Annotated in this window: 24 protein-coding genes; 16 read left to right on the forward strand and 8 right to left on the reverse strand. The window is 68.2% G+C overall.

The window, feature by feature from the left end; all coding sequences use genetic code 11:
* The first annotated feature begins 7 nt into the window (after positions 1–7).
* Complete coding sequence (locus A7E77_RS07940) at positions 8–709, forward strand: GIN domain-containing protein (protein WP_053111655.1); 702 nt, start codon at positions 8–10, stop codon at positions 707–709.
* A gap of 3 nt (positions 710–712) precedes the next feature.
* Here the strand turns inward: A7E77_RS07940 and A7E77_RS07945 are convergent, their stop codons facing one another.
* From A7E77_RS07945 to coxB, 4 genes are all read right to left on the reverse strand, one after another.
* On the reverse strand, positions 713–2,098 hold the full coding sequence (locus tag A7E77_RS07945; RefSeq protein WP_043061148.1) for a DUF1501 domain-containing protein: 1,386 nt from the start codon (positions 2,096–2,098) through the stop codon (positions 713–715).
* A gap of 5 nt (positions 2,099–2,103) precedes the next feature.
* Positions 2,104–3,891: a DUF1800 domain-containing protein gene (locus A7E77_RS07950; RefSeq protein ID WP_053111654.1), complete on the reverse strand. Its 1,788-nt coding sequence runs from the start codon at positions 3,889–3,891 to the stop codon at positions 2,104–2,106.
* Positions 3,892–4,302: 411 nt separating this feature from the next.
* Entirely contained in the window at positions 4,303–5,964 is a 1,662-nt protein-coding gene (gene ctaD / locus A7E77_RS07955) for a cytochrome c oxidase subunit I (RefSeq protein WP_053111653.1), read from the reverse strand.
* Position 5,965: 1 nt separating this feature from the next.
* Positions 5,966–7,117, reverse strand: a complete 1,152-nt coding sequence (coxB, locus tag A7E77_RS07960; RefSeq protein ID WP_231298694.1) for a cytochrome c oxidase subunit II — start codon at positions 7,115–7,117, stop codon at positions 5,966–5,968.
* Positions 7,118–7,331: 214 nt separating this feature from the next.
* On the opposite strand from coxB, the gene pyrE reads away from it, so the two are divergent.
* From pyrE to A7E77_RS07985, 5 genes are all read left to right on the forward strand, one after another.
* Positions 7,332–7,913: an orotate phosphoribosyltransferase gene (gene pyrE, locus A7E77_RS07965; protein ID WP_053111651.1), complete on the forward strand. Its 582-nt coding sequence runs from the start codon at positions 7,332–7,334 to the stop codon at positions 7,911–7,913.
* Positions 7,910–8,641: a pyridoxine 5'-phosphate synthase gene (locus A7E77_RS07970; RefSeq protein ID WP_053111650.1), complete on the forward strand. Its 732-nt coding sequence runs from the start codon at positions 7,910–7,912 to the stop codon at positions 8,639–8,641. Before pyrE ends, A7E77_RS07970 begins: the two co-directional genes overlap by 4 nt.
* A gap of 159 nt (positions 8,642–8,800) precedes the next feature.
* Positions 8,801–9,211, forward strand: coding sequence for a holo-ACP synthase (gene acpS / locus A7E77_RS07975; RefSeq protein WP_017980640.1), 411 nt, complete (start codon positions 8,801–8,803; stop codon positions 9,209–9,211).
* Positions 9,208–10,161: a signal peptidase I gene (gene lepB, locus A7E77_RS07980; protein WP_017980641.1), complete on the forward strand. Its 954-nt coding sequence runs from the start codon at positions 9,208–9,210 to the stop codon at positions 10,159–10,161. The genes acpS and lepB overlap by 4 nt, the downstream gene beginning before the upstream one ends.
* Positions 10,162–10,177: 16 nt before the next feature.
* Positions 10,178–11,242, forward strand: a complete 1,065-nt coding sequence (locus tag A7E77_RS07985) for an AI-2E family transporter (protein WP_043061155.1) — start codon at positions 10,178–10,180, stop codon at positions 11,240–11,242.
* Between the two features lie 6 nt (positions 11,243–11,248).
* On the opposite strand, the gene A7E77_RS07990 is transcribed toward A7E77_RS07985, so the two are convergent.
* Entirely contained in the window at positions 11,249–12,391 is a 1,143-nt protein-coding gene (locus A7E77_RS07990) for a glycosyltransferase (RefSeq protein ID WP_053111649.1), read from the reverse strand.
* 23 nt (positions 12,392–12,414) lie between these two features.
* On the opposite strand from A7E77_RS07990, the gene A7E77_RS07995 reads away from it, so the two are divergent.
* The 3 genes from A7E77_RS07995 to A7E77_RS08005 are packed head-to-tail and all read left to right on the forward strand — an operon-like array spanning position 12,415 to position 15,167.
* Positions 12,415–13,449 carry a hypothetical protein gene (locus A7E77_RS07995; protein ID WP_226341880.1) on the forward strand — a complete coding sequence of 345 codons (1,035 nt, stop codon included), beginning with the start codon at positions 12,415–12,417 and terminating at the stop codon, positions 13,447–13,449.
* On the forward strand, positions 13,446–13,979 hold the full coding sequence (locus A7E77_RS08000) for a DUF2141 domain-containing protein (protein WP_053111648.1): 534 nt from the start codon (positions 13,446–13,448) through the stop codon (positions 13,977–13,979). Before A7E77_RS07995 ends, A7E77_RS08000 begins: the two co-directional genes overlap by 4 nt.
* Positions 13,980–13,982: 3 nt before the next feature.
* The gene (locus tag A7E77_RS08005) at positions 13,983–15,167 is read left to right on the forward strand and encodes a glycosyltransferase (protein WP_017980646.1); all 1,185 of its coding nucleotides are present in this window, start codon (positions 13,983–13,985) and stop codon (positions 15,165–15,167) included.
* Positions 15,168–15,536: 369 nt separating this feature from the next.
* Here A7E77_RS08005 and A7E77_RS08010 read toward each other — a convergent pair whose 3' ends face one another.
* The 3 genes from A7E77_RS08010 to ubiG all read right to left on the reverse strand — a co-directional run bounded on the left by A7E77_RS08010 (position 15,537) and on the right by ubiG (position 18,582).
* Positions 15,537–16,256: a polysaccharide deacetylase family protein gene (locus tag A7E77_RS08010; protein WP_053111647.1), complete on the reverse strand. Its 720-nt coding sequence runs from the start codon at positions 16,254–16,256 to the stop codon at positions 15,537–15,539.
* Positions 16,253–17,662 carry a hypothetical protein gene (locus tag A7E77_RS08015; protein ID WP_053111646.1) on the reverse strand — a complete coding sequence of 470 codons (1,410 nt, stop codon included), beginning with the start codon at positions 17,660–17,662 and terminating at the stop codon, positions 16,253–16,255. The genes A7E77_RS08010 and A7E77_RS08015 overlap by 4 nt, the downstream gene beginning before the upstream one ends.
* A gap of 158 nt (positions 17,663–17,820) precedes the next feature.
* On the reverse strand, positions 17,821–18,582 hold the full coding sequence (gene ubiG / locus A7E77_RS08020; protein WP_053111645.1) for a bifunctional 2-polyprenyl-6-hydroxyphenol methylase/3-demethylubiquinol 3-O-methyltransferase UbiG: 762 nt from the start codon (positions 18,580–18,582) through the stop codon (positions 17,821–17,823).
* A 53-nt stretch (positions 18,583–18,635) separates the two neighbouring features.
* Between ubiG and A7E77_RS08025 the strand changes: the two genes are divergently transcribed.
* The 7 genes from A7E77_RS08025 to A7E77_RS08055 all read left to right on the forward strand — a co-directional run bounded on the left by A7E77_RS08025 (position 18,636) and on the right by A7E77_RS08055 (position 24,663).
* Positions 18,636–19,895, forward strand: coding sequence for an aspartate kinase (locus A7E77_RS08025; RefSeq protein ID WP_053111644.1), 1,260 nt, complete (start codon positions 18,636–18,638; stop codon positions 19,893–19,895).
* Positions 19,896–19,924: 29 nt separating this feature from the next.
* Complete coding sequence (locus A7E77_RS08030; RefSeq protein ID WP_053111685.1) at positions 19,925–20,911, forward strand: NAD(P)H-dependent flavin oxidoreductase; 987 nt, start codon at positions 19,925–19,927, stop codon at positions 20,909–20,911.
* A 278-nt stretch (positions 20,912–21,189) separates the two neighbouring features.
* Positions 21,190–21,939, forward strand: a complete 750-nt coding sequence (locus tag A7E77_RS08035; RefSeq protein ID WP_053111643.1) for a hypothetical protein — start codon at positions 21,190–21,192, stop codon at positions 21,937–21,939.
* A gap of 63 nt (positions 21,940–22,002) precedes the next feature.
* Positions 22,003–22,467 carry a YbgC/FadM family acyl-CoA thioesterase gene (locus A7E77_RS08040; protein ID WP_017980653.1) on the forward strand — a complete coding sequence of 155 codons (465 nt, stop codon included), beginning with the start codon at positions 22,003–22,005 and terminating at the stop codon, positions 22,465–22,467.
* Complete coding sequence (gene tolQ, locus A7E77_RS08045; RefSeq protein ID WP_017980654.1) at positions 22,464–23,156, forward strand: protein TolQ; 693 nt, start codon at positions 22,464–22,466, stop codon at positions 23,154–23,156. The genes A7E77_RS08040 and tolQ overlap by 4 nt, the downstream gene beginning before the upstream one ends.
* Before the next feature lie 50 nt (positions 23,157–23,206).
* Positions 23,207–23,647: a protein TolR gene (gene tolR, locus A7E77_RS08050; RefSeq protein ID WP_053111642.1), complete on the forward strand. Its 441-nt coding sequence runs from the start codon at positions 23,207–23,209 to the stop codon at positions 23,645–23,647.
* Positions 23,647–24,663: a hypothetical protein gene (locus tag A7E77_RS08055; RefSeq protein WP_063687089.1), complete on the forward strand. Its 1,017-nt coding sequence runs from the start codon at positions 23,647–23,649 to the stop codon at positions 24,661–24,663. The genes tolR and A7E77_RS08055 overlap by 1 nt, the downstream gene beginning before the upstream one ends.
* Positions 24,664–24,795: the final 132 nt, after the last annotated feature.

Raw genomic sequence — 24,795 nt, forward strand, 5'->3', positions numbered from 1 at the left:
TGCGATCATGATCCGTCCCGTCTCCGCCCTGCTGGTCCTGTCCTCCCTCGCGCTGCCATCGGCGGCGAGCGCCGGGGAGCGGCGCGTGTCGATCGGCAGCTTCGATCGGTTGCGAGTGTTCGGCGCCTTCGAGGTGTCGGTCACGACGGGATCGCCTGGTGCGACGGTGGTGGGCGATGATGGCGCGATCGGCGACATCGACATCCGCGTCGAGGGATCGACGCTGACGATCCGGACCGCGCGCGCCGGCACCTGGACCGAGCAGGATCGGGCGCGCCCCACCACGCCGCTGCGCATCCTGTTGTCGACGCCGCGGTTAAGCGCGATCAGCGTGACGGGGGCGAGCAAAGTCTCGGCCGCCCAGCTGAAGGGCGCCAGCATCGATCTTGCCGCAATGGGCGCCGCCACGATCGGCGCGGCGTCGGTCGATGGCGATCGCCTTGCCGCGCAGCAGGTGGGGGACGGGCAGATCACGCTCGCCGGCCGCGTCGGCGCCGCGCGGCTGTTCGACGGCGGATCGGGGACGATCGATGCGAGGGCCCTCGACGCGGGCGACGTGGTCGTCCGTCTCGACGGACCGGGGACCGTGCGGGCGCAGGCGCGCTATACTGCGCAGGTGACGAGCACCGGCCTTGGCAGCGTCGAGGTCTCCGGCCGGCCGAAATGCCGCGTCGTCGCGCCGGCCGGCGCCCCGGTCACCTGCGGCTGAGCGTCAGACGAAGCCCAGGTTCCAGCTCGACGCATTGTAATTGCCCATGTTGGGCAGCACCGTCGTCATGTTGCCGCCGCTGACCCCGAACCAGTTCGCCAGCGTGGCGGCATATTGGTCGACCGAGATCGTCGGCAGCAGGCGGCCCTGTCCCACGTCATCGGCGGTGTTGTTGCCGATCGCCGGCGGGGTGCCATAGAAGCGCCGGCCCTTCACCGCACCGCCCAGCACGAAATGATGGCTGCCCCAGCCATGGTCCGATCCGTCGTCGTTCGACTGCAACGTCCGTCCGAAATCGGACGCGGTGAAGCTGGTCACCTGATCCGCGACGCCCAGCGCGACGGTCGTGTCGTAGAAGGCGCGCATCGCGTCGGCGACCTTGCCCATCAGCCCGGGATGCTGCGCGACGAGATTGTCGTGCAGGTCGAACCCGCCGATCGACACGAAGAACACCTGCCGCTTCGCCCCCAGCTGCGACGAGACGGCGATCAGGCGCGCGACCATCTTCAGCTGATCGGCGAGGCCGTTGTTGCCGGGGAATAGCGAGAAGCCGCTGGCCGGCGCTCCGGCGAGCGCGCTGGTGACCTGTGAATAGGTGTCGAGCGCACGCTTCGAGACGCGGGCATGTTCGTCGGCGAACAGATTGCCGCTGCTGCCCGTCATCAGGCTGCGCAACGTCGCCGCCGCGGCCGTCGACCCGTAGAGCGACGTCGCATTGTTGAGCAGCGCGATCGGGCCGCCGGTGCCGATGGCATATTGCACCGCCGACTTGCCCGTCAGGTACACCGCATTACCGCTCGCGTTGATGCAGGTCAGCGTCGCCGCGCCATTGCCCGACTGGAACAGGTCGCCCATCCGCCCGCCCCAGCCGCTGGTCGCACCTTCGGGGTTGGACGCCTGAAAATAGCTTTGCTGGTCGTTGTGGCTGAAGAGCTTGGGCGGCAGCTTCACGCTGTTCGCCTGATATTGCGCCTTCGTCGTCGGCTGCACCAGCGTGCCGACGTTGAGCGCCACCGCGAGCTTGCCTGCGTCGAACAGCGGCAGCAGCGATCCCATCGTCGGCGCCAGCGCATATTGCCGGCCGTTGGGCAGGCCGGTCGCCGGATTGAGCAATGTACTGCTAAGCGATTCGCGGGTCAGCGCGATGTTCGATCGCGCTGCCAGATATTTGGCGTAGCTGTCCGCGTCATAGGCGGCGAGCGTGTTGGCATAGTCCATGCCGCCGTACAGGAAGACGCAGACCAGCGCCTTGTAATCGGTCGCGGTCGCCGCCGCGGCTTCGCCGATCGCGGCAAGGCTGGTGACGAAGGGTGTGGCGACGCCGGCAAGTCCCAAAGCGGCGGAGCGCTTCAGAAAGGCACGGCGGGAGGAATCGCGGGTCGTGTCCATGAGGCTCACCGCTGCGTCAGGAAGTCGGGGGAGGCGAGCGTCAGCAGCAGGGCGATGCCGACGCGATTGGTCGCGGCGTTGGTCGCGGTCGTCGCGACGCTGTCCACCGCCGCACGGATCGCGGTGATGGTGGCGCTACTCAGCTGGCCGGCGGCGAGCACGACGTTGATCTCATCGACCAATGCCGCGCTGTCGGATGCCTTGGCGGTCAGGTCGCTGTAATCGGGCTTCATGTCGCCGGTGCCGTTGGCGACCAGGCCCTGCATGTAGTTGACGTAGGCGACGACGCTCTGTTCGTTGGTAATCTGGAATTCGGGTGCGACGAGGCCGGCGTTGCTGATCCCGGTGGCGGGCGGCGCATAGCCGGGGCGGAAGAAATTGAAGACCGATCCGCTGCGTCCCATCGATTGGGCGAGCCGGGTGGACTGGCTGGACGTATCGCCGAACGCCCAGGCGTTCGATGCGGAGTTGATCTTGGCGAGCCGGGCCCAGGCGGTGAGCCGCATCACCGGCTCGCGCAATTTGCCGGCGGTGGTGCCGGTCAACGCATCGTCGCTGCGCGCCTCAGTATCGAGCAGGATCGCCTTGATCACGGCCTTCAGGTCGCCGCGCGTGCCCGAGCCGTTGTTGGCGAAGACCGACGCGACGCGGCCGACATAGGCGGGGCTGGGGTTGCTGGTGACGAGCCGCTGGATCAGCTGTTTCGACACGAAGGGTGCGATGTTGGGATGCGCGAAAATCGTATCGAGCGATTTGTCCACCGCGGCAGTGCCGCCGCCGCTGACGGTGGTGCCGAGGAAGGTGGCGCTGCCCGTTTCGTTGATCGATGCGTTCATCACCAGCGGCTGGCGATAGCGATCGGGCGTGGTGCTGACGTTGCTCGCCAGGCTGAGGCCAGTGAACACGCGGGCGAGGCCGCTGACGTCGGCCGGGCCATAGGTTTCCAGCGGGATGCCGCCATTCGTCTTGACGCTGCCGTCCATGTTGAGCTGGTACAGGCCCAGCGTGAACAACTGCATGAGCTCGCGCGCGTAATTCTCGTCGGGCTGCGCGCCAGTGGTTGCATTCGCCTTGCGATTGCCGAGGAAGGTGAGGAACGATCCCATCGCCGCATTGGTGGTGATCGCGCCCATCAGCGTGCGATAATTGCCAAATGCATTGTCGAGCAGCACGTCGACATACGCCGCGGTGGCGAACTGTTTCCAGTTGAGGTTCACACCGCCGATGCCGACGACCAGCATGTCGAGCAGCGCCATGCCGATCCGCTGGCGCAGCTGATCGGGCTCGACGATCATCTGCCGCCACATGGTCGCGTCGAAGCCGGTCTCGCTATTGATGTTGGCGGCGACGTTATAGCCGTTCGCCACCAGCCAGTCCCAGTGCGACGTCGCGCGCGGCAAGGCGAACTGGTCGTCGATCCAGCCTTCGTAGCGGCGGCTGATGACCGTATCGATCATCGCGCGCGTTGCCCCCATCGTGGTCTGCGCGAGGAAGCGGCTCGCCTGCGTCGCGGTGATCGCGGCGGGCGTGACGACGACCGGCGTCGATGCGGTTGGCGTCGGCGTCGACCCGCCGCCTCCGCCACCGCAGGCCGCGAGGAGCACCGCGGGCGCGATCGCGCTGCCGATCTTTAGCGCGGCGGAAGCGCCCGTCGCTCCACCCAGGGCGATCGGCAGCGTCGGCGCATCGCCCGCCCCGGTGTCGCCCACGTCTTCCGGCGACGCCCCCGCGCCCGCCCGTTCCGCATCCAGCATATGATTGTCGGTCCCCACCCCCGCGACGGCGGCACCCACCTGCCGACGTATCGAAGACGCCGACATCATACGTGTCAAAGTGTTAACGGATAAGCAGGTTGCGGCATCAAGTCAGCGCATACAGGGCCGGGTTGGTCGTATGCGTAACGAATGGGATGGCAGGTACGGCTCGCCGCACCCAGGTCGTCACCCCGGACGTGTTCCGGGGTCCACTGCGCCGCGGGGGGATGCTCGCTCATCCTGTCCCCCGCCCGCCAAATCCGGTGAGGACTCTCGGCAAAAGAAAAGCCCCGGAGCAATGCTCCGGGGCTTCGCCTTTCATTGCTGGCCGGTCACGGGAGAGAATCCCGTAAGCCTGTCCCCGCGGAGGCGGGGATCAATCGCGGCCGTGCCCGGTGTGTGCGACTTTCGCCGCACCGGCGCGTAGCCTTGGATACGCGCCTCATCCCCTTAGTCGATCTTCGGCAGCGTCTCGAACTGGTGATACGGCGGCGGCGAGGACAGGGTCCATTCCAGCGTCGTCGCGCCTTCGCCCCAGGGATTGTCCGGCGCCTTCGGACCCGCGATCAGCGAATAGATAACGTTGACGAAGAAGATCGCCATGCCCGCGGCCATGATCTCATAGCCGTGCGTCGCCAGCGCATTGTAGGTCGCATAGGCGTCCGGATAGTCCGGATAGCGACGCGGCATGCCCTGCAGGCCCAGGAAGTGCATCGGGAAGAACAGCACGTTCACGCCGACGAAGAACACCCAGAAGTGCGCCTGGCCGAGGAACTCGTTGTACATCTTCCCGAACATCTTCGGGAACCAATAGTAGAAGCCGGCGAACAGGCCGAACACGGCGCCGAGGCTGAGCACGTAGTGGAAGTGCGCCACCACGTAATAGGTGTCCTGCATGTAATCGTCGATGCCGCCGTTGGCGAGCACGACGCCGGTGACGCCGCCGACGGTGAACATGAAGATGAAGCCGATCGCCCAGACCATCGGCGTCTTGAAGGTCAGCGAACCGCCCCACATCGTCGCGATCCAGCTGAAGATCTTGATGCCGGTCGGCACCGCGATCACCATCGTCGCGGCGGTGAAGTACATCTTCACGTTCACGCTGAGGCCGGTGACGAACATGTGGTGCGCCCACACGACGAAGCCGACCACGCCGATCGCGACCATGGCGTAGGCCATGCCGAGATAGCCGAAGACGGGCTTGCGGCTGAACGTCGCGATGATCTGGCTAACGATGCCGAAGCCCGGCAGGATCATGATGTACACTTCGGGGTGGCCGAAGAACCAGAACAGATGCTGGTACAGGATCGGGTCACCACCGCCGGCCGGATCGAAGAAGGTCGTGCCGAAGTTGCGATCGGTCAGCAGCATCGTGATCGCCGCGGCGAGCACCGGCAGCGAGAGCAGCAGCAGGAAGGCGGTGACCAGGACCGACCATACGAACAGCGGCATCTTGTGCAGCGTCATGCCGGGTGCGCGCATGTTGAAGATGGTGGTGATGAAGTTGATTGCGCCCAAAATCGAGCTTGCGCCGGCAAGGTGGAGCGACAGGATCGCCATGTCCACCGACGGTCCCGGCTCGCCATAGGTCGACAGCGGGGCATAGACCGTCCAGCCGGTGCCGGCGCCGCCGAAGAAGGGCGAGGCGAGCAGCAGCGTGAACGCCGGGATGAGCAGCCAGAAGCTGACGTTGTTCATCCGCGGGAAGGCCATGTCGGGCGCGCCGATCATGATCGGTACGAACCAGTTGCCGAAGCCGCCGATCATCGCCGGCATCACCATGAAGAACACCATGATCAGGCCGTGCGCGGTGATCAGCACGTTCCACAGGTGGAGCGCGTGGTCGAGGCCGCCGTCGCCGCCGGGCAGGAAGTTCGCCCAGCCGACCAGATACTGGATGCCCGGCTGCGCGAGCTCGGCGCGCATCAGGCCGGAAATCGCGCCGCCGATGATCCCCGCGACGATCGCGAAGATCAGGTACAGCGTGCCGATGTCCTTGTGGTTGGTGGACATGAACCAGCGGGCGAAGAAGCCCAGCTTGTGGTCCGCGTCATGATGCGCGTGGTCGTCGTGCGCGACGAAGGCGTTGGGGTGAAGGGCGGTATCGGTCATCTTACTGTCCCGCGTTGCCGGTGGCCGGGTTGCCGGTCGCACCCTGCGAGGTGGTGGGGGCGGCGGTCGTCACGTTGGTGACCGGGCCGGTGACGGCGTCGGCGGCCTTGGCTTCCGCCTGCTTGGTCGCCGAACCCTCGGCGCCCGGCTGCGGGATCACCTTGTCCGACGGCGCCTTGGTGCCGGGCATCGTGCCGCCCTTGGCCTTCACCCACGCGGCGAACTGCGCGGGCGACACCGCCTCGACGGCGATCGGCATGAAGGCGTGGCGCGCGCCGCACAATTCGGAGCACTGGCCGAAGTACAGGCCGGGTTCCTTGATCGTGAAGCTCGTCTCGTTGAGGCGGCCGGGCACCGCGTCCAGCTTGATCCAGAAGGCGGGGACCGCCCAGCTGTGGATCACGTCCTGCGAGGTGGTGATCAGGCGGATCGGCACGCCGACCGGCAGCACGATGCGATTGTCGACCGCGAGCAGGCGGGGACCGTCGGCGTCGGTGCGGAACCGCTCGCCCTTGGCGACCTGGTCCTTTTCCTTCAGCATGTTGGCGGTGACTTCGAACCCGCCGTTATCCGGGTACTGATACGACCAATACCATTGGTTGCCGATCGCCTTCAGCGTCACCGCGCCCGCCGGAGCCGGCTTGAACTGCGCCTGCAGCAGGCCGATCGAGGGCACGGCGATCAGCACCAGGATGATGACCGGCGCCAGCGTCCAGATCACCTCGATCGCGGTGTTGTGGCTGGTCTTCGACGGGATCGGATTGGCGGCGCGACGATAGCGGATCACCACCCAGATCAGCAGCACCAGCACCAGCAGGCTGATCAAGATGATCAGCGGCAGCAGGATCGAATCGTGGAACCAGTGGGCGAATTGCCCATTGGTCGTCACCTGCGGCTGCAAGCCGATGCGGCCGGCGACCGGGTGGCCGACGCCGGGCTTGGCGGTCATCGCCGGTGCGCCGTCCATCGCGAGCGCGGGCGATTCCGGCGCCGCAGGCGCGGTCGCGTTGGCGGTGGTGGGGGCGATATTGGACACGCCCGCGGGGGCGGCGGCCCCTTGCGGAGCGGGCGACGCGGGGGCCTGCGCCACGGCGCTCGCCCCCAGGCCGGTCAGCGCCAGCCCTGCGGCCAGCACGATTCCCTTGAACCTCATGCGCATGCGTGTCGTCACCCCGTTCAGTTCCCTCGCCCGCCCGGCAACGGGCCGTTATGGGCACACGAATGCACCCCTTTTGCCACGGCTATACGCGGCAGGGCGCCCCGCCTCAAGCGTTACCCCCATGTTTATGGTGGCCGGGCGCTTGAGGGGGCGGGACGGAGTACCTATGAGCGCCGACGATACGGTTTCCTGTGCGGGACGAATGACGATGACCGACGACGACGTGCTGGCCGAATTCCGCGCCGCGGACGCGCTGCTCGAAGGGCATTTCATCCTGTCGTCGGGCCTGCGCAGCTCGCGCTATCTGCAATGCGCGCGCGTGCTGATGGACCCGCGCCGCGGCGCCCGCCTGTCCGACGCGCTGGTGCAGCGCATTCCCGCCGAACTGAAGGCAAGGATCAGCGCAGTCGTCAGTCCTGCGATGGGCGGCGTGATCGCGGGCCATGAGATGGCGCGTGCGCTGGGCGTCGAGGCGATGTTCGTCGAGCGTCCCACCGGCACGTTCGAACTGCGCCGCGGCTTTCGCCTGGAGCCGGGCCAGGAGGTGCTGATGATGGAAGACGTCGTCACCACGGGCCTGTCGAGCCGCGAGGCGATCGCCGCGATCGAGGCGGCGGGCGGGCGCGTGATCGCCATGGCTTCGCTGGTCGATCGGTCGGGCGGCAAGGCGGCGTTCGACGTGCCCTTCTTCCCGCTGATCCGGCTCGACGTGCCGACCTACCAGCCCGACGCCTTGCCGCCCGAACTGGCAGCGATCCCCGCGATCAAGCCGGGGAGCCGCGCGGCATGACCGGGCATCTGCGGCTGGGCGTCAACATCGATCACGTCGCGACGGTGCGCAACGCGCGCGGGTCGGGGTATCCCGATCCGGTGCGGGCGGCGCTGCTGGCGGTCGAGGCGGGGGCGGACGGCATCACCGCGCATCTGCGCGAGGATCGCCGCCACATCACCGACGACGATATCGCGCGGCTGGCGACCGGCCTGACCGTGCCGCTCAATCTGGAGATGGCGGCGACCGACGAAATGCTCGCGATCGCGCTGAAGCACCGCCCGCACGCGGCGTGCATCGTCCCCGAAAAGCGCGAGGAGCGGACGACCGAGGGCGGGATCGACGCGGCGGGGCAGTTCGAGCGCCTGTCGCCCATCGTCGCGCAGCTGCGCGAGGCGGGGGTGCGCGTGTCGCTGTTCATCGAGCCGGATGCCGTGCAGATTGATGCGGCGATCCGCCTCGGCGCGCCGGTCGTCGAGCTGCATACCGGCCGTTACGCCGAGCTGGACGGCGAAGCGCGCACCGCCGAACTGCGCCGCCTGTCCGACGCCGCGGCGCTGGCGGCAAAGAACGGGATCGAGGTGCATGCGGGTCACGGCCTGACCTTCGACAATGTCGGTCCGATCGCCGCCATCCCGCAGGTGCGCGAACTCAACATCGGCCATTTCCTGATCGGCGAGGCGCTGTTCGTCGGCCTCGACGGCGCGGTGCGGCGGATGCGCGAGGACATGGATGCCGCGCGTGGGTGAGAGCTGCCTCATTCCTCTCCGCGCGCAGCGCGGGGAGGGGGACCGCCGCGCAGCGGTGGTGGAGGGGCCGGCGAAGCCGGTGCTGCGCACCGCCCCTCCACCACCGATCTGCGATCGGCGGTCCCCCTCCCCACGCTGCGCGCAGGGAGGAATGGGGTTGTGATCGTCGGCCTGGGGTCCGACCTGTGCAACATCGAGCGGATCCAGCAGTCGCTCGACCGGTTCGGGGATCGCTTCGAAACCCGCGTCTTCACCGATGCCGAGCGCGCGCGGGCCGCGAAGCGGCCGTTCACCAAGGCCGGTACGCTCGCCAAGCGCTTCGCCGCCAAGGAGGCGTTTTCGAAGGCGGTCGGCACGGGCTTCAAGGCGGGCGTGTTCATGAAGGACATCGGCGTCGTCAACGCCCCCTCCGGCGCGCCGACGCTCAGCCTGACCGGCGGCGCAAAGGACAGGCTTGACGCCATGATCCCCGAGGGCCACCTCGCGCATGTACATCTGACCCTGACCGACGATCATCCCTGGGCGCAGGCCTTTGTGATCATCGAGGCGATCCCGGACCCCAGAGCATGAAGGAAGCGGTGTTGGACGGTAACGAGTCCGCTCAGAACGGGACGGTAGCGCCGCCGCCTGCCGAGGCGTCGCCCAAGAAGACGACGGACTGGTGGGGCGAGGTGAAGGGCATCTTCTGGCTCGTCCTGATCGTGCTCGGTTTCCACAGCTTTGTCGCCAAGCCGTTCTATATCCCGAGCGAATCGATGCTGCCGGGGCTGCGCGTCGGCGACCGGCTGGTGGTGTCGAAATTCGCCTATGGCTGGTCCTTCGTCTCGCCGACGATTCCCAACCCGGTCGCGATATTCAAGGGGCTGGTGCTGCGCCGGCCTGAGGAAAGCTGGAGCGTCGGCTTGCCGTTCATCCACGGCCGCCTGTTCGGCAGCCTGCCGACGCGCGGCGATGTCGTCATCGTCACGCCGCCGGGCACGCAGAACGATTACATCAAGCGCGTCATCGGCCTGCCCGGCGATACGCTGGCGGTGCGGGGCGGCACGGTGATCCTGAACGGCAAGCCGATCAAACGCGGGCCGCTCCACTATGTCGACATTCCGGTCGACACCAACAGCCCGTGCAGCGAAACCGATTATTACGGTGCCAAGCGCCCGGCACCGGGGGGCAAGGGCGAGGTATGCCACCTGCCGATCGTCACCGAAACGCTGCCGAACGGTCGCCATTACGACACGGTCGATTTGGAACCCGACAGCCCCGGCGACAATTATGGCCCGGTGACCATCCCGGCCAATCATGTCTTCCTGATGGGCGACAACCGCGATCGCTCGGCGGACAGCCGTTTCCCGCTGACCCAATTGGGTCTGGGCGGGCCGGTGCCGTACGAGAATCTCGGCGGCCGTGCGGAATTCCTGACCTTCAGCCTCGATGGCGATGCGACGCTCAACCCGCTGACCTGGTGGGGATCGCTGCGTTCGGGCCGGGCCGGCCTGTCGCTCCATCCCGCCCAGACCCACTGACGCAAGGACCATCACGATGACGGACGCGCCGCTCACGCGGGAGGCCAGCCCCAATGAGCTGCGCGATCCGTTCGTCCGGCGCGAGCTGAAGCGGGCGACCGTCTGGCTGGGCCTTGCGGGCGCGATCGCGCTGGCGGTGATTCTGGTCCAGCCGCTGCTGATCATCTTCGCCGGCCTCGTCTTTGCGGCGCTGCTCGACGGCGGCGTGCGGCTGCTTGGCAAGGTGCTTCCGATCGGGCGTGGCTGGCGGCTGCTGATCGTCGTGCTGCTGACGATCGCCTTCCTGATCGGCACCTTCTACCTCACCGGCGTGCAGGTCGCCGACCAGTTCGGGCAGTTGCGCTCGACGCTGGAAACACAGGCGAATCGCGCGGCGAGTTGGCTGAGTTCGCAAGGGCTGATGCCCGGCGCGTCCGACGTCAGCGGCATCGCCAAACAGGCGCTGTCGTCGGTCGGGCGGATCACCTCGTGGGTCGGCACCGCCTTCGGTGCGCTGACGACCATGTTCATGATCATCGTCATCGGCCTGTTCGTCGCGATGGACCCGCGCACCTACCAGCGCGGGCTGGAATGGATGGTGCCGCGCGATCATCGCGCCGAATTCGCGACCGTGCTGGAACGGATGGGCAAGACGCTGCGTCGCCTGCTCGCCGGGCGCCTGCTCGGCATGGTGGCGGAGGGCGTGCTGACCGGCACCGCGCTGGCGATCGGCGGCGTGCCGATGGCGATGATCCTCGGCATCCTCACCGGCCTGCTCGCCTTCATCCCCAACATCGGCGCCTTCATCAGCGGCGCGCTGATGATCGCGGTGGGCTTTTCGGCCGGCACGCATGTCGGCTTCTGGGCGATCGGCACCTATGTGATCGTACAGGGGTTCGACGGCTATGTGCTGCTGCCGATCGTTGCGAAGAAGACCGTAGATCTGCCGCCGGCGCTGACGCTGGGCGCACAGATCATGGCGAGCGCGCTGTTCGGCATTCTGGGGCTGGCGCTGGCCGACCCGATGACCGCGATGGTCAAGACCGCGTTGGAGCGCAGCGCCGAACGCGAATCGGAGCGGGACGATACCGCCGAGGGCTGACGCTGGTCAGGACAGCGGCTGCGTCGCCGGCACGGGTAACGTGCCAGCGCCGGCATAGGCCCCGCGCCGCGCCTTCTGGCTGGCGCGGACCTCGCCCGCCAGGCGATCGAATAGCATGAGATAACGGTCGGCCGAATCGCTGCCCGGCTGCGCGACCGGATCGGGGCGCGGCGCATCGAGCCAGCGGGTCAGCGCCGCGGCGAAGACGGCCGGGTCGTCCGCCGACACCACCGTGCCGAACGCGGGCGAGGACACGATCTCGCGCACCGACGGGCTGCACGCGGTCGACACGACCGGCGTCCCCACCGACAGCGATTCGCGCAAGACGCCCGGCACGCCTTCGTAATCGGAGGGCAGCGCGAGCACGCGCGCCGCCGCCATCGCTGCGATCGGATCCGCGACATGGCCCGGCAGGTGGACGCGGTTCGCCAGTCCCGCCTCGCGCGCCTGCCGCTCCAGCGCCCCGCGCAATTCGCCTTCACCCAGGATCACGACCTGCACGTCCTCGGGCATCAGCGGCAGCGCCGCGATCAGCCGGTCCCAGCGCTTCTGCGGCACCAGGCGGCCGACGCCCAGCACCACGCGGCCCGGTGGCAGCGGGATCGCCGGTGCAGTCGGATCGACGATCCGCGGTGCGGGCGGGTTGGGGATCACGCTGGTGCGCCGCTGCATGCCGGTGAGGCGCGCGGCCTGCGCCGCGGTGGCGGGCGTCATCGCAACGAGATGGTCGAGGAACCGGCCATGCTGCGCCAGCCACAGCCGATGCGCGGCATCCGCGACGCGGCCATGGTCGCCGCGCGTCACGGCATTGGATAATTTGCCGATGATCGGCGGGCAGTCCGCACCCAGCCGCCAGCGCAGCCAGGCGGCGACCAACGTGTAATGGCTGCCACCGCAGAAAATGACATCGGGGTCATGTTTGCGGACCCAGTCGGCGATTCGCGCCTGCGTCAGATAGCCACGATTGCCGAGCGGCACGATCTCCAGCCCGGGTGGAATTTCGGACGCCAAGGGTCCGCTGGCATCGCCGATCGCGAGCGTGACGCGACGTCCGGCGGCCAGCCAGCCGCGCGCAAGGCGCAATTGCGCACGCTCGACGCCGCCACCGGCCAGGTCCTGCGCATAGGTGAGGATGTGGGTCGCGGCCATGGTTCGTTACGCCTCTTGCCATATTGCTGCCCGAGACGACAGTGAAAGGGAATTCATGTGCAAGTCGGCGCGCTGCCGGCTACATCGCGCCACCTTCATGTTCGGACCACTGGGTGCAGATCGATCATAAAGCAGACGGGTTCCCGGACCAGACCGAACCGTCCTCCTCCTCCGATATTGACGGGCTGCAGCCCCTGAAGACGATTCGCAGCCGCTGGCCGGCGATCATCGGCGGGCTGGTGACGCTCGCCATGCTCGGCGGCCTCGCGCACGAGCTGCTGAGCTCGGGGCTGGACGGTCTCGAGCGGGCGACGCCGCACAGCCCGTGGTTCTATCTCGCATTCCTGGCGCTGTATTTCATCCCGCCGCTTGCGGATTACTGGATTTTCTACCGGCTGTGGCGGATCCCTGCGGCGGGCTTCGTCGCGTTGAACAAGAAGCGCATCTCGAACGACGTCGTGATGGGCTATTCGGGCGAGGCCTATTTCTACGCCTGGGCCCGTCAGCGCGCGCAGCTGGTCGCGGCGCCGTTCGGGGCGGTGAAGGACGTGTCGATCCTGTCGGCGATCGCGGGCAATGCGGTGACGCTGGCGATGATCGCGATCGCACTGCCGGTCGGGCGCAACCTGATCCCGCACGACATGGTTCGCTACGTCTACGGCAGCCTCGCGGTGATCTTCGGCACGTCGCTGCCCTTCCTGATTTTTTCGCGGAAGGTGTTCTCGCTGCCGCGCGCCGATCTGTGGGCGGTGTTCGGAATCCACTGCCTGCGCCTCGTCGGCGGGGCGTTCTTCCTGGCGCTGGCCTGGGCGCTGGCGATGCCCAGCGTGCCGCTCGGCATCTGGGTGTTCCTGTCGGCGGGGCGTATGTTGTTCTCGCGCCTGCCTTTGCTGCCCAACAAGGACCTCCTTTTCGCCAATTTTGCGATCCTGATGATCGGGCAGGATCAGGCCTTGTCGGAGCTGATCGCCTTCACCGCCGCCGCCGTGCTGCTGCTGCATGCGGTGCTTGTGTTGGGGTTCAGCCTTTACCATCTCGCGACCAGGAAACGGGTATGAAGACGCCGGATATGACCAAGCGTGCGATCCTCGCCGCGGCACTGCTGATGGCGGCAACGCCGGCCGGCGCGCAGGTGCTGGGCAGCGATGCCGCGGCGTGCAGCGCCGGCGGCGGCTCGGCGATCCTGGTGCAGGTGACGGGCCTGAAGGACCGCAAGGGCCGGATCAAGCTGGAGCTGTATCCGGCGACCGAAGCGGATTTCCTGAAGGACGACGACAATCTCGTCGCCGAGGGCAAGACCTTCCGCCGCGTCTGGGCGACCACGCCGGGCAGCGGCCCGGTCAACGTCTGCATCCGCGTGCCGCGCCCCGGCCGCTATGCGCTGCTCGTCACGCACGACCGCGACGGCAAGAACAAGTTCAACTTCTTCCAGGACGGTGCCGGCTTCGTCGGCACGGGGAAGCTCGGCATGTCGCGGCCCAAGGTGGATCAGGCGATCATCGATGTCGGCGGCGGCACCGTGGAGCGGACCGTCCGCATGCAATATCTGCGCGGCCTGGGCGGGTTCGGCCCGGTCAAGGGCGACTGAGCGATGCGGATCGTCGACGTCAACGAGATCTACTCGCCGACCGGCGGCGGCGTACGCACCTATATCGATCGCAAGATCGAGGTGCTGGCGTCGATGGGGCATGAGCTGATCGTGCTCGCCCCCGGTCGCGAGGATCGGATCGAGGAACGGCCCGGCGGCGGCGCGATCCATTATATCAAGGCGCCGGGCATGCCGTTCGACGCCAATTACGGCCTGTTCTGGGATGCTGAGCCGATCCACCGTCGGCTCGACGCGCTGGACCCCGACGTCGTCGAAAATTGCTCGCCGTGGCGCTCGGCCTGGATCGTCGCGCAGTGGAAGGGGCGGGCGATCCGATCCTTTTTCCTGCACAACGACAATGTCGAAGCCTATCCGAAGCGCTGGCTCAAGACCTTCGCCTCCGCGCCGCGGATCGAGCGGGCGTTTTCGTGGTACGACCGCTATCTGACGCACTGTTTCGATCAGTACGACACGATCGTCACCAACGGCCCGTCGCTGACCAAGCAGCTGGGCGCGCGCGGCGTGCGCGTCGATGCGACGATGCCGCTAGGGATCGAGCGGGCACATTTCTCGCCCAGCTTGCGTGATGAGGCGCTACGCGTCGCGCTGCTTCAGCAATGCGGGCTGCCAGCGGATGCACATCTGCTGCTCGGCGTCGGGCGCCACCATCCCGAAAAGCGCTGGCCCACGGTGATCGACGCGGTCCGCCGCGTCGGCACGCAGGCGCCGGTCGGCCTCGTCATCCTGGGCCAGGGCATGGATACCAAGACGCTGGAACGGCACATCGGCGCCAACCCGCACATCCGCCTGTTCCGCCCGGTCTACGACCGCCGCCGCCTCGCGACGATCATGGCGAGCGCGGATGCCTATATCCATGGCTGCGGGACGGAGACGTTCGGGCTGGTGCCCGCCGAGGCGCTGGCAAGCGGCACGCCGCTGATCGTGCCCGATGGCGGCGGCACCGCGGAAATCGCCGAGCCGTTGTTCGCCGAGGTCTATGCCCAGCGCGATGCGCATTCCTGCGCCGACGCGATTCTGCGGATGCTGGCACGCGACCGCGCCGTGGTGCGCCGCGCGGCCGGCGTCGCGGCGGGCAAGGTGCGCACCGACGAGCAGCACGCGGCGGAGCTGGTCGCGCATTACGCCGACGTGATCGCGCGCAAGGATGGGATGCGGCGCAGCGCTTGATATCTTACGTCACCCCGGACTTGGTCCGGGGTCCACTCTGCGGCGAGGGGGGCGGTTCGAGCCTCTTGTCACCTCCTTGTGGCCCGGTGGACCCCGGACCAAGTCCGGGGTGACGGAGTGGGTGGGTCGAGGGTTCGTCAAACGATCCATGTGGATCGCGGACTTGTGCCTTGCATGTTGGATCAACCCGAGGTGATCGCGAAGGGCGCTGGGTCGCATTTGCAGCCTAAGCAGGCGGCCTTCTCTCTACGTCACCCCGGACTCCTTCCGGGGTCCACTCTGCGGCGAGGGGGACGTCTCGAGCCTCTTGCCATCCCCTTGCGGCTTAGTGGACCCCGGACCAAGTCCGGGGTGACGGAGTGGGTGGGGTTAGCCTAGCAATTCCGCATAAGCGGCCGGCTTGTGTCGTCCGAATGCCGCGAAGGTCGTCGTGATGCTGCGCATCAGCGCCGGCACGGTGGTGTCGCCCGGATGCACCGCGATGCGCACGTTCCTGGTCGGCTGCAGCACATGCCGCAGCGCCCCCGCGGCGAACAGCGAACTCAATTGCCGCGGCCGGCTGCGGCTCGCCCAGGTTATGACCGGGCCGCGGGCGACGACCTCGCCGCCGGGCTGCCAGACGCGCGCATGATCCTCGGCCAACGCGAAGCCGGCGTCCTTCAGCGCCGCGCGCGCGCCCTGCGAATACAGCCAGGCCGGCGCGATGAAGCCGGTGGCGGCGCGGCCGGTGATGTCCTCGACCAACGCCTTGCCGCGGCGCATGCGGATCAGCGCCTCGGCATGGCTGAGGCCCAGAAACTCGCCTTCGCCCGCGGTCATGTGCTTGGCCTTCAGCGACGCGGCGGCGCCGGTATGGGCGCTGTCGTCGCGGTGCGTCCAGCCGTGGACGAACATCTCGATGCCCTCGTCCGCCCAGCCACGCAGGCGCGTCGCGAAGGCCGGCGTGATCGGCGCGCTCGACCAATGGTCCGGCACCACCAGCATCGCGAGGCGGCGGCCGACATGGGGGGCGAGATGGTCGAGCAGGCGATCGACCTCCCCCTCGAAGCGGGGCGAGACGTCGTGGATCGAGGCGAACAGGCGTTTCATCGCAGCCGTTTATAGACGCTGATCGTCTCGTTGCCCATCGGCAGTGCGGCGGCGGGGGCGTAGTCGGCGGCCATCGCCGCCATCACCGCCGCGCGCGCTTCGGGCCGTTCGCCGCCATAGGGCGGGCGCATGACGACGACGGCGGGACGAGCGGCGAGGATGCGGCGGATTTCGCTCTGCTGGTCGATGCCGGTGGCGCCGGCTTCGCGCGTGCGCGCGAGGTGGCTCGGCACGATATAGCGCGACGGCGCGCAGCGCGCGGTCGAGACGTACAGCATCGTGCTGCCCGAATAGACCCACAGGCATCCCGGCCCGCGCCCGACCGCGGCGCTGAGGGCCGCGAACTCGCGCGCTTCGCCCCGCTCCAGGCGCTGGATGACGAGCGTGATCTGCCCGGCAAGCGCGGCGGTCAGCAGCAGGGCGGGTGTACGCCAGCGCTGCCAGTCGGCGCGCCCCAGCAGGCCCGCCGCAGCGGCGCAGGCGGGCAGCAGGACGGGCAGGCTGTAATGATCGAACCACGGCCGGAACACGATCACGCCGGCGATCGACACCGCGAGCCAGAGTGCGACGAAGCGGCGCGCGCGCGTCATCGCGCTCCGGTGCAGTGCCAGAATGGCGATCGCGACGATCGGCGAGATGACGAGGACGATCTGGCCGAGATTGCCGGCGAGTTCGCCGAGCGGATCGGGGTTACGGTGGAAGATGGACAGGAAATTGGCGTAGACGAAGGCGTCCCATTGGCCGATCGCCGCATAAGCGACGGCGGCGAGCGCGGTGGGTAGCATCGCGAGTGCAACCAGGGCGATGCCGTATCCGACGAGGCCGCCGGGGCTTTTGCGCGCGCGCCAGTCGTCAGCGAGCAGCCACAGGCCGAGGAAAAGCCCCTCGAACACCACCGAATATTTGATCTGCAGCGCAACGCCGACCAGCGCCATTGCCGCGAGACCGGCGCGCCGCGTGCCGTGCAGTGCCAGCAGGGCGGCGCCGATCATCAGCAGATTGTAGAAGACCGGCGACTGCCCGCCCTGTCCGCCGAGCAGGTCAAACCAGAGGATATAAGCCAGCGCGCTCGCGGTGGCGCCGGCGGCGAATCCGGCGCGGGTCGCGAGGCGGGCGACGAGCGCCGCGGTGGCGATCAGGCTCGCGAGCGCCATCGCCTGATAGGCCCAGATGCCGGCGGGAAAGCCGAGCCCGGCGGGGAGGGCGTAGAGCAGGAACAGGCCGACGGGCTTCCGGTCCCATACATCCACGAACGGCAGCAGGCCGTGCCACAGCGCGGTGCCGGTGACATAGTAGAATTCCTCGTCGACATGGACGACCGGATTGCCGAACGTCAGCGCCCGTGCCGCGATCGCGACGAGGATCAGCAGGGGCAGCCGCAAACGAGGGTTGGTGAACAGTGGCATGGGCCGTCCCGTTATCATTCCTCCCCCGCGAGGGGGAGGTGGCGCCGCGATAGCGGTGACGGAGGGGGAGGACACGGTGGGCGTCGTGTTGGTGGAAACGCCCCCTCCACCACGGCCTTCGGCCGCGGCCCCCCTCCCCCGCTAAAGCGAGGGAGGACTTAGACGCGCTTGGCGGTCACGAAATAATCGAGGGCGGTCGAATCGCTCAAGGTGAAGCCGGTTGCGGGCGAAAAGCTCAGCCCCGTGACGTCCGTTACGGTCAGGCCGGCGCGTTTGATCAGGTCGGTGAGCTCTTCGGGGTTCAGGAACTTGTCCCAATCGTGCGTGCCGCGCGGGATGCGGCCGGTGCCCTCCGCCAGCGTGATCAGCGCGAGGCGGGAGAGCGGCGTGCGATTGGGGGTTGAGAGGATCAGCAGGCCGTCGTCGTTCAGGGCTTCGGCGAGGCCGCGGACGAAGCCGGCGGGGTCGCTGACATGTTCGATGACCTCGAGGCTGGTGACGAGGTCGAAGCGGCTGGACATACGTTCGATGCCGGTCGCCCGGTAATCGATGGCGAGCCCGCTCATCGCCGCATGCGCTTCTGCTACCGCGATATTTTCCGCCGCCGCATCGATGCCGGTGACGGCCGCGCCCAGCCGGGCGAGCGGTTCGGCGAGGAGCCCGGCGCCGCAGCCGACGTCGAGCGCCGCCTTGCCGGCAAGCGGCGTGAAGCTGGTGTCGTCACCGTCCCAATGCAGGTCGATCGCGGCCCTTATGTAGCGCAGCCGCACCGGGTTGAGCTTGTGGAGCATCGCCGATGAGCCTTTGGGGTCCCACCAGTCCTTCGCCATGCGTCCGAAATGCTCGGCCTCGCGGGGGTCGATGGTGGTGGCGCCGGTAACGCCGCCGGAGGGATCGATCGTGCTGCTTGCGCTTGCCATGGCCGCTACCTATCAGGGCGCACCCTTTCACCCAAGGAGTTTGGCGAGACGCGATGGCACGTATCGTGATGAAGTTCGGCGGCACGTCGATGGCCGGGATCGAGCGCATCCGGAGCGTTGCGGCGCGCGTCAAACGCGAGGTGGAGGCGGGCAACGAGGTTGCGGTCGTCGTATCGGCGATGGCGGGCGAGACGGACCGGCTGGTCGGCTTCTGCCGCGAAGCCTCGTCGCTGTACGACCCACGCGAATATGACGTCGTCGTCGCGGCGGGCGAACAGATTACCAGCGGCCTGCTGGCGATCGCCTTGCAGGCGGCAGGCGCGCAGGCGCGCAGCTGGCTCGGCTGGCAGCTGCCGATCCACACCGACGACGCGCACGCCAAGGCGCGGATCGGCACGATCGAGACGGACGCGCTGATCGCCAGCATGGCGGCGGGCGAGGTGGCGGTGATCCCCGGCTTCCAGGGCCGGTCGGAGGATGGCCGCGTCACGACACTGGGGCGCGGCGGGTCGGATACGTCGGCGGTCGCGGTCGCGGCGGCGGTGAAGGCGGACCGCTGCGACATCTACACCGACGTCGATGGCGTCTACACCACCGACCCGCGCATCGTGCCGCGCGCGCGGAAGCTCGCCAAGGTGACGTACGAAGAGATGCTGGAACTCGCCAGCGTCGGCGCGAAGGTGTTGCAGACCCGATCGGTCGGCCTCGCGATGAAGGAACAGGTCCGCGTTCAGGTGCTCTCGTCCTTCACGGGCGAGGACGCGCCGATGGCGGATACATTGCCCGGCACGATGATCGTCGGCGAAGAGGAGATTGACGACGTGGAACGCCAGCTGATCACCGGCATCGCGCACGACAAGAACGAAGCGAAGATCACGCTGACCTCCGTCCCCGACAAGCCGGGCGCGGTGGCCGCGATCTTCGAACCGCTCGCGGCGGCGAACATCAACGTCGACATGATCATCCAGAATATCGCGCACAACCACGGTTCGACCGACGTCACCTTCACGGTGCCGTCCGCGGATCTGGCGCGCAGCCTCGAGGCGCTGAATCAGGGGCGCGAGGCGATCGGCTTCGGCGAGCTGGTCCATGACACGCGCGTCGCCAAGATTTCGGTCGTTGGCGTCGGCATGCGCAGCCATGCGGGCGTGGCGAGCACGATGTTCACCACGCTCGGCGCGCGCGGGATCAACATCCAGGCGATCTCGACCAGCGAGATCAAGGTCTCGGTCCTGATCCACGAGGATGAAACCGAGCTGGCGGTGCGCGTGCTGCACACGGCCTATGGCCTCGACGCAGAGGCGGCGGCGTGAGCGTCGGCGAAGAGCGCCTGACGCGCCGCATGGCGCGCGGCGCCGCGTTCCTCGGCAGCGAGGTCGCGATCATGGCGGGCGCCATGTCGTGGGTCAGCGAGCGCAACCTCGTCGCCGCCATGTCGAACGCCGGCGGGTTCGGCGTGATCGCGTGCGGCGCGATGACGCCCGAACTGCTCGATGCCGAGATCGCTGGCACGAAGGCGCTGACGGACAAGCCGTTCGGCGTGAACCTCATCACCATGCACCCGGCGCTCTTCGACCTGATCGCTGTGTGCGCCAAGCACAACGTCGGCCATGTCGTCCTCGCCGGGGGGCTGCCGCCCAAGGGGTCGCTGGAAGCGATCAAGGAGAGCGGCGCCAAGGTCATTTGCTTCGCGCCGACGCTGGCGCTCGCCAAGAAGCTGATTCGGTCGGGCGTCGACGCGCTGGTGATCGAGGGCATGGAGGCCGGCGGCCATATCGGCCCCGTCTCGACCAGCGTGCTCGCGCAGGAAATGCTGCCCGAGATCGCCGAATCGGTGCCCGTGTTCGTCGCTGGCGGCATCGGGCGTGGCGAGGCGATCGCGGGCTATCTCGACATGGGTGCGGCGGGCGTGCAGCTCGGCACGCGCTTCGTCTGCGCGACCGAATCGATCGCGCATCCCAATTTCAAGAAGGCGTTCATTCGCGCCAGCGCCCGCGACGCGGTGGCGAGCGTGCAGATCGACCCGCGCCTGCCGGTGATCCCCGTGCGCGCGCTGAAGAACGCCGGCGGCGAACTGTTCACCGCCAAGCAGCGCGAAGTGGCGCAGAGCCTCGACGAAGGCAGCGTCGCGATGGCCGAGGCGCAGTTGCAGATCGAACATTATTGGGCCGGTGCGCTGCGCCGCGCGGTGATCGACGGCGACGTCGAGCACGGCAGCGTCATGGCCGGCCAATCGGTCGGCATGGTGACCAAGGAAGAGCCGATCGCGGACATCATCGCCAGCCTGATGACGGAAGCGGCGAGCGCGCTGGACAAGCGGGCGGCGTGATCGGGGTCATGTAATAGCCCAACCCCTCCGTCACCCCGGACTCGTTCCGGGGTCCACTCTGCGGCGAGGGGAATGGCGTGAGCCTCCTGCCTTCCCCGTGCGGCCCGGTGGACCCCGGAACAAGTCCGGGGTGACGGAGGAGAAAGGCGAGGGCCGCTCCAGTGCGTAGCGCGCCCCATCCCAACCCGACCGCGGCTCACCGCACCGCTAACGCTTCGTTAACCATCCGACCGCAGAGTCGCCCTCACACGCCGGGGGGCGAAAGGGACGCCGGGACGATGCGCCGTTCGATTGCCATTTCCATGACCGTGCTGGCGCTGCTCGCCGGCTGTGCGACGCGCCGGGTGCAGCCGCCGCCCGTCGTGGCGACGCTGCCCAAGCCCGCCCCCGCGCCGCTGACGATGCCGAAGGGCGCCTATGTCGGCATGCCGATCCCCGCATTGATGGCCGATGGCCGCTATGCGACGCCGAATCGCAACCTCAGCGCCGACGGCGCGGTCTGGCACCTGCGCGCCGCGCTGAACGTTGCGGCGCTCGCCTGCCGTGGCCCCGAATCGGTGCAGGTCGTCGCGGATTACAACACTTTGCTCACCGCACAGAAGGCGATGCTCGCCTCCGCGCAGACGCGGCTCGCGAGCGAATTCAAGGCAGGCGGCGGCGACTGGCAGGACCGTTACGACGACGCGATGACGCGGCTCTACAATTTCTTCAGCCAGGTGCCGGCGCATGAGGCCTTCTGCAATGCCGCCGCTGCGACGCTGACCGACGTGCAGAGCGTCGCACCCGCAGATCTGCCCGCCTTCGCCGCCGGCCGGCTCGCCGTGCTCGAAAAGCCGTTCACCGATTTCTACGCGGCCTATGACGCATGGCGCGCGCAACAGGCCGCGGCAACGCGGATGGCGAGCGTGACGCCCTTCACCCCGCGCCCGCTGGTCGTGCAGGCGGTGCCGGCCGCGACGCCAGCGGCGCATCCACGCCTCAAACTGGACCCCAGCGCCTTCGCCGATGCCGGCACCGTCACGCAATAAGGCGGTGCGCAGGCGCGGCTAAGGGTTTCCCCTAGGGCCGGGTTGGGTTAACGCCGCCTCGCAATGGACGAGGGATGCATCGACCAGCCCGCGGGCGGACGGTTCGAGGGGCGCGAGCACCTGTTCCCGCTGCGCGTCTATTTCGAAGACACCGATCTGTCGGGCGTCGTCTACCACGCCAATTACCTGCGCTACATGGAGCGTGCCCGCTCCGACATGCTGCGTGTCGCCGGGATCGACCAGCGTGCCGTTCATGAAGCGGGCGAGGGCGCCTATGCGATCGTCGACCTCGCCATCCGCTATCGCGCGCCCGCCAGGCTCGACGACGCGCTGATCGTCGCCAGTCGCGTGATCCGCGCCAGCCCGGCGAGCGTGGTCATTCATCAAACAGTCAGGCGCGGTTCGCTTGTGCTGACCGAGGCCGAGGTCACGGCGGCGCTCGTCGCGCCATCGGGACGGCCGAAGCGTCAACCGGCCGACTGGCTCGCCATCTACCAACGCCTGATCTGGCAGGGGACCAATTCATGAATCCGGTGTTCAACATGGATGCGGCGACGCTGTCGCCCGTCGCACTGTTCCTGCAGGCGGATATCGTCGTGAAGGTCGTGATGCTCGGCCTGCTCGGCGCCAGCATCTGGACCTGGGCGCTGATCATCGCCTTCTGGCGGCGGCTGGGCCGGATCCGCAAGGGCATGGCCGGCTTCGAACGCGATTTCTGGAAGGCGGAGGATATCGACGCCTTCTACAAGGCGGAAAGCGACAAGGACCTGCCCTCGGCGCGCGTGTTCGTCGCGGGCGTGAAGGAATGGCGCCGCTCCACCGCGGGCGGCACGATCGACAAGAACGGCACGCGCGAACGCCTCGCCACCGCGATGGGCGCGGCGGCGGCGGGCGAGATCGACCGGATCGGCGACCGGCTCAACATCCTCGCGACGATCGGATCGGTCGCGCCCTTCGTCGGGCTGTTCGGCACGGTGTGGGGCATCATGCGCAGCTTCACCGGCATCGCGCAGGCGCAGAACTCGTCGCTCGCTGTCGTCGCACCGGGCATTGCCGAGGCGCTGTTCGCCACCGCGATCGGCCTGTTTGCGGCGATTCCGGCGGTGATCGCCTACAATCGCTTCAGCCACGGCGTGAACCGGATCGAGGCCGCACTGAACCGCTTCGCCGACGGCTTCCATACCACGCTGTCGCGCCAGCTGGACGGGTCGCGGTGAGGGGCGTCGCGATCAAGTCCTCCCCCGCTGAAGCGAGGGAGGAATAAACGATGGCGATGAACCTCCCCTCGCAGCGCGGCCGCGGCCGGCGCGCGCCGATGGCGGACATCAACGTCACGCCGCTGGTCGATGTGATGTTGGTGCTGCTCATCATCTTCATGGTGACAGCGCCGCTGCTGACCGCGGGCGTGCCGGTGAACCTGCCCGACAGCCGGGCGAAGGCGCTGGACCAAGACCAGAAGCCGGTGCAGCTGTCGCTCGATGCGCAGGGCAAGACGTACATCGATGACGAGGAAGTAAGCGCCGCCGCGCTGCCGCAGCGGCTGGAGCAGATCGCCGCGGTGCAGGCGGGCGGCCAGCCGCCGCAGGTGTTCCTGCGCGCCGATCGCGCGCTCGATTACGGGCAGGTGATGCGCGTGATGGGCGAGCTCAACCGCGCCGGGCTCAACCGCGTGTCGCTGCTGACGGTGGAAGGCGGCGAGCAGAAATAATGGATCGCGTCGAGAAGGTCGGACTGGGGATCGCGGTTGCGGGGCACATCGTGCTCTTCGGCCTGCTGTCGATCGGCTTTCTCGCTACGCCCAATCCGGAGAAATTGCAGCAGACGCCGATGGAGGTCAGCCTCGTCAAGGATGTCGGGCTGGAAGCGACCGCGCCGCAATCGGTGACGCCGCCGGCGCAATCGGTCGCGCCCGATGCCGGCGAGCCGGAGGATGCTGCCGCGCCCGCCGAGCCCGAACCCGCCGCAGAGCCGGAACCCGCGCCGCCCGAACCCAAGCCGGCGCCGCCGCAGCCCAAGCCCGAACCGAAACCGGCGCCCAAGCCCGCCCCCAAGGCGGAGCCGAAGCCGGCGAAACCCGAACCCAAGCCGCAGCCCAAACCGAAACCCGCGCCGGTGAAGGCCGCGCCGAAGCCCCGCCCCGTCGCCGAGGCGGCGCCCAAGCCGGCCGCGAAGCCCGCGCCCGCCAAGGCTGCCGCGAAACCCGCCGCCGAACCAGCGAAGGCCGGGACCGGCAAGTCGGCGAGCGCCGCCAAATCGTCCTCTGCGAAGGGCAGCGGGAGCAGCGAAACCGCCAAGGCAGCGCGTCCGCGCGGCTCGCGCCTGGGCGACAACTTCCTCGCCGGGTTGACCAGCGAGAAGTCGACCAGCACCTCCACCGCCCCGCGCGCCGCCAAGATCGACGCGCGGGCGTTGGCGGGGATCATCGATGCGATCGAACGCCAGATCCGGCCGTGCGCGATGCGACAGGTCAATCCGGGGCCGGGTGCGAACGAAATCCTGACGGTGCTCGACCTGCGGCTCAACGAGGATGGCTCGCTCGCGGCGACGCCGAAGATGGTACGCCAGTCGGGCATCACCGACGAGAATGAGCGGTACAAGCAGCGCGTGATCGATCTGGGGATCGCCGCGTTCAAGGGCTGTTCGCCGCTCAAGCTGCCACCCGAATATTATTCGACGCCGTCGGGCGGATGGAACGCGATCCGCTTCAACTGGAAATTGCAGTGACGGCACCGGCCCCACCCACTCCGTCACCCCGGACTTGGTCCGGGGTCCACCGGTCCGCAAGGGCAAGGCTGGCGCCGCTTGCCTTCCCCCCGGCCGCGGAGTGGACCCCGGAACGAGTCCGGGGTGACGGGG

Source organism: Sphingomonas sp. NIC1 (assembly GCF_001638925.1).
Taxonomy (GTDB): Bacteria; Pseudomonadota; Alphaproteobacteria; order Sphingomonadales; family Sphingomonadaceae; genus Sphingomonas; species Sphingomonas aquatilis.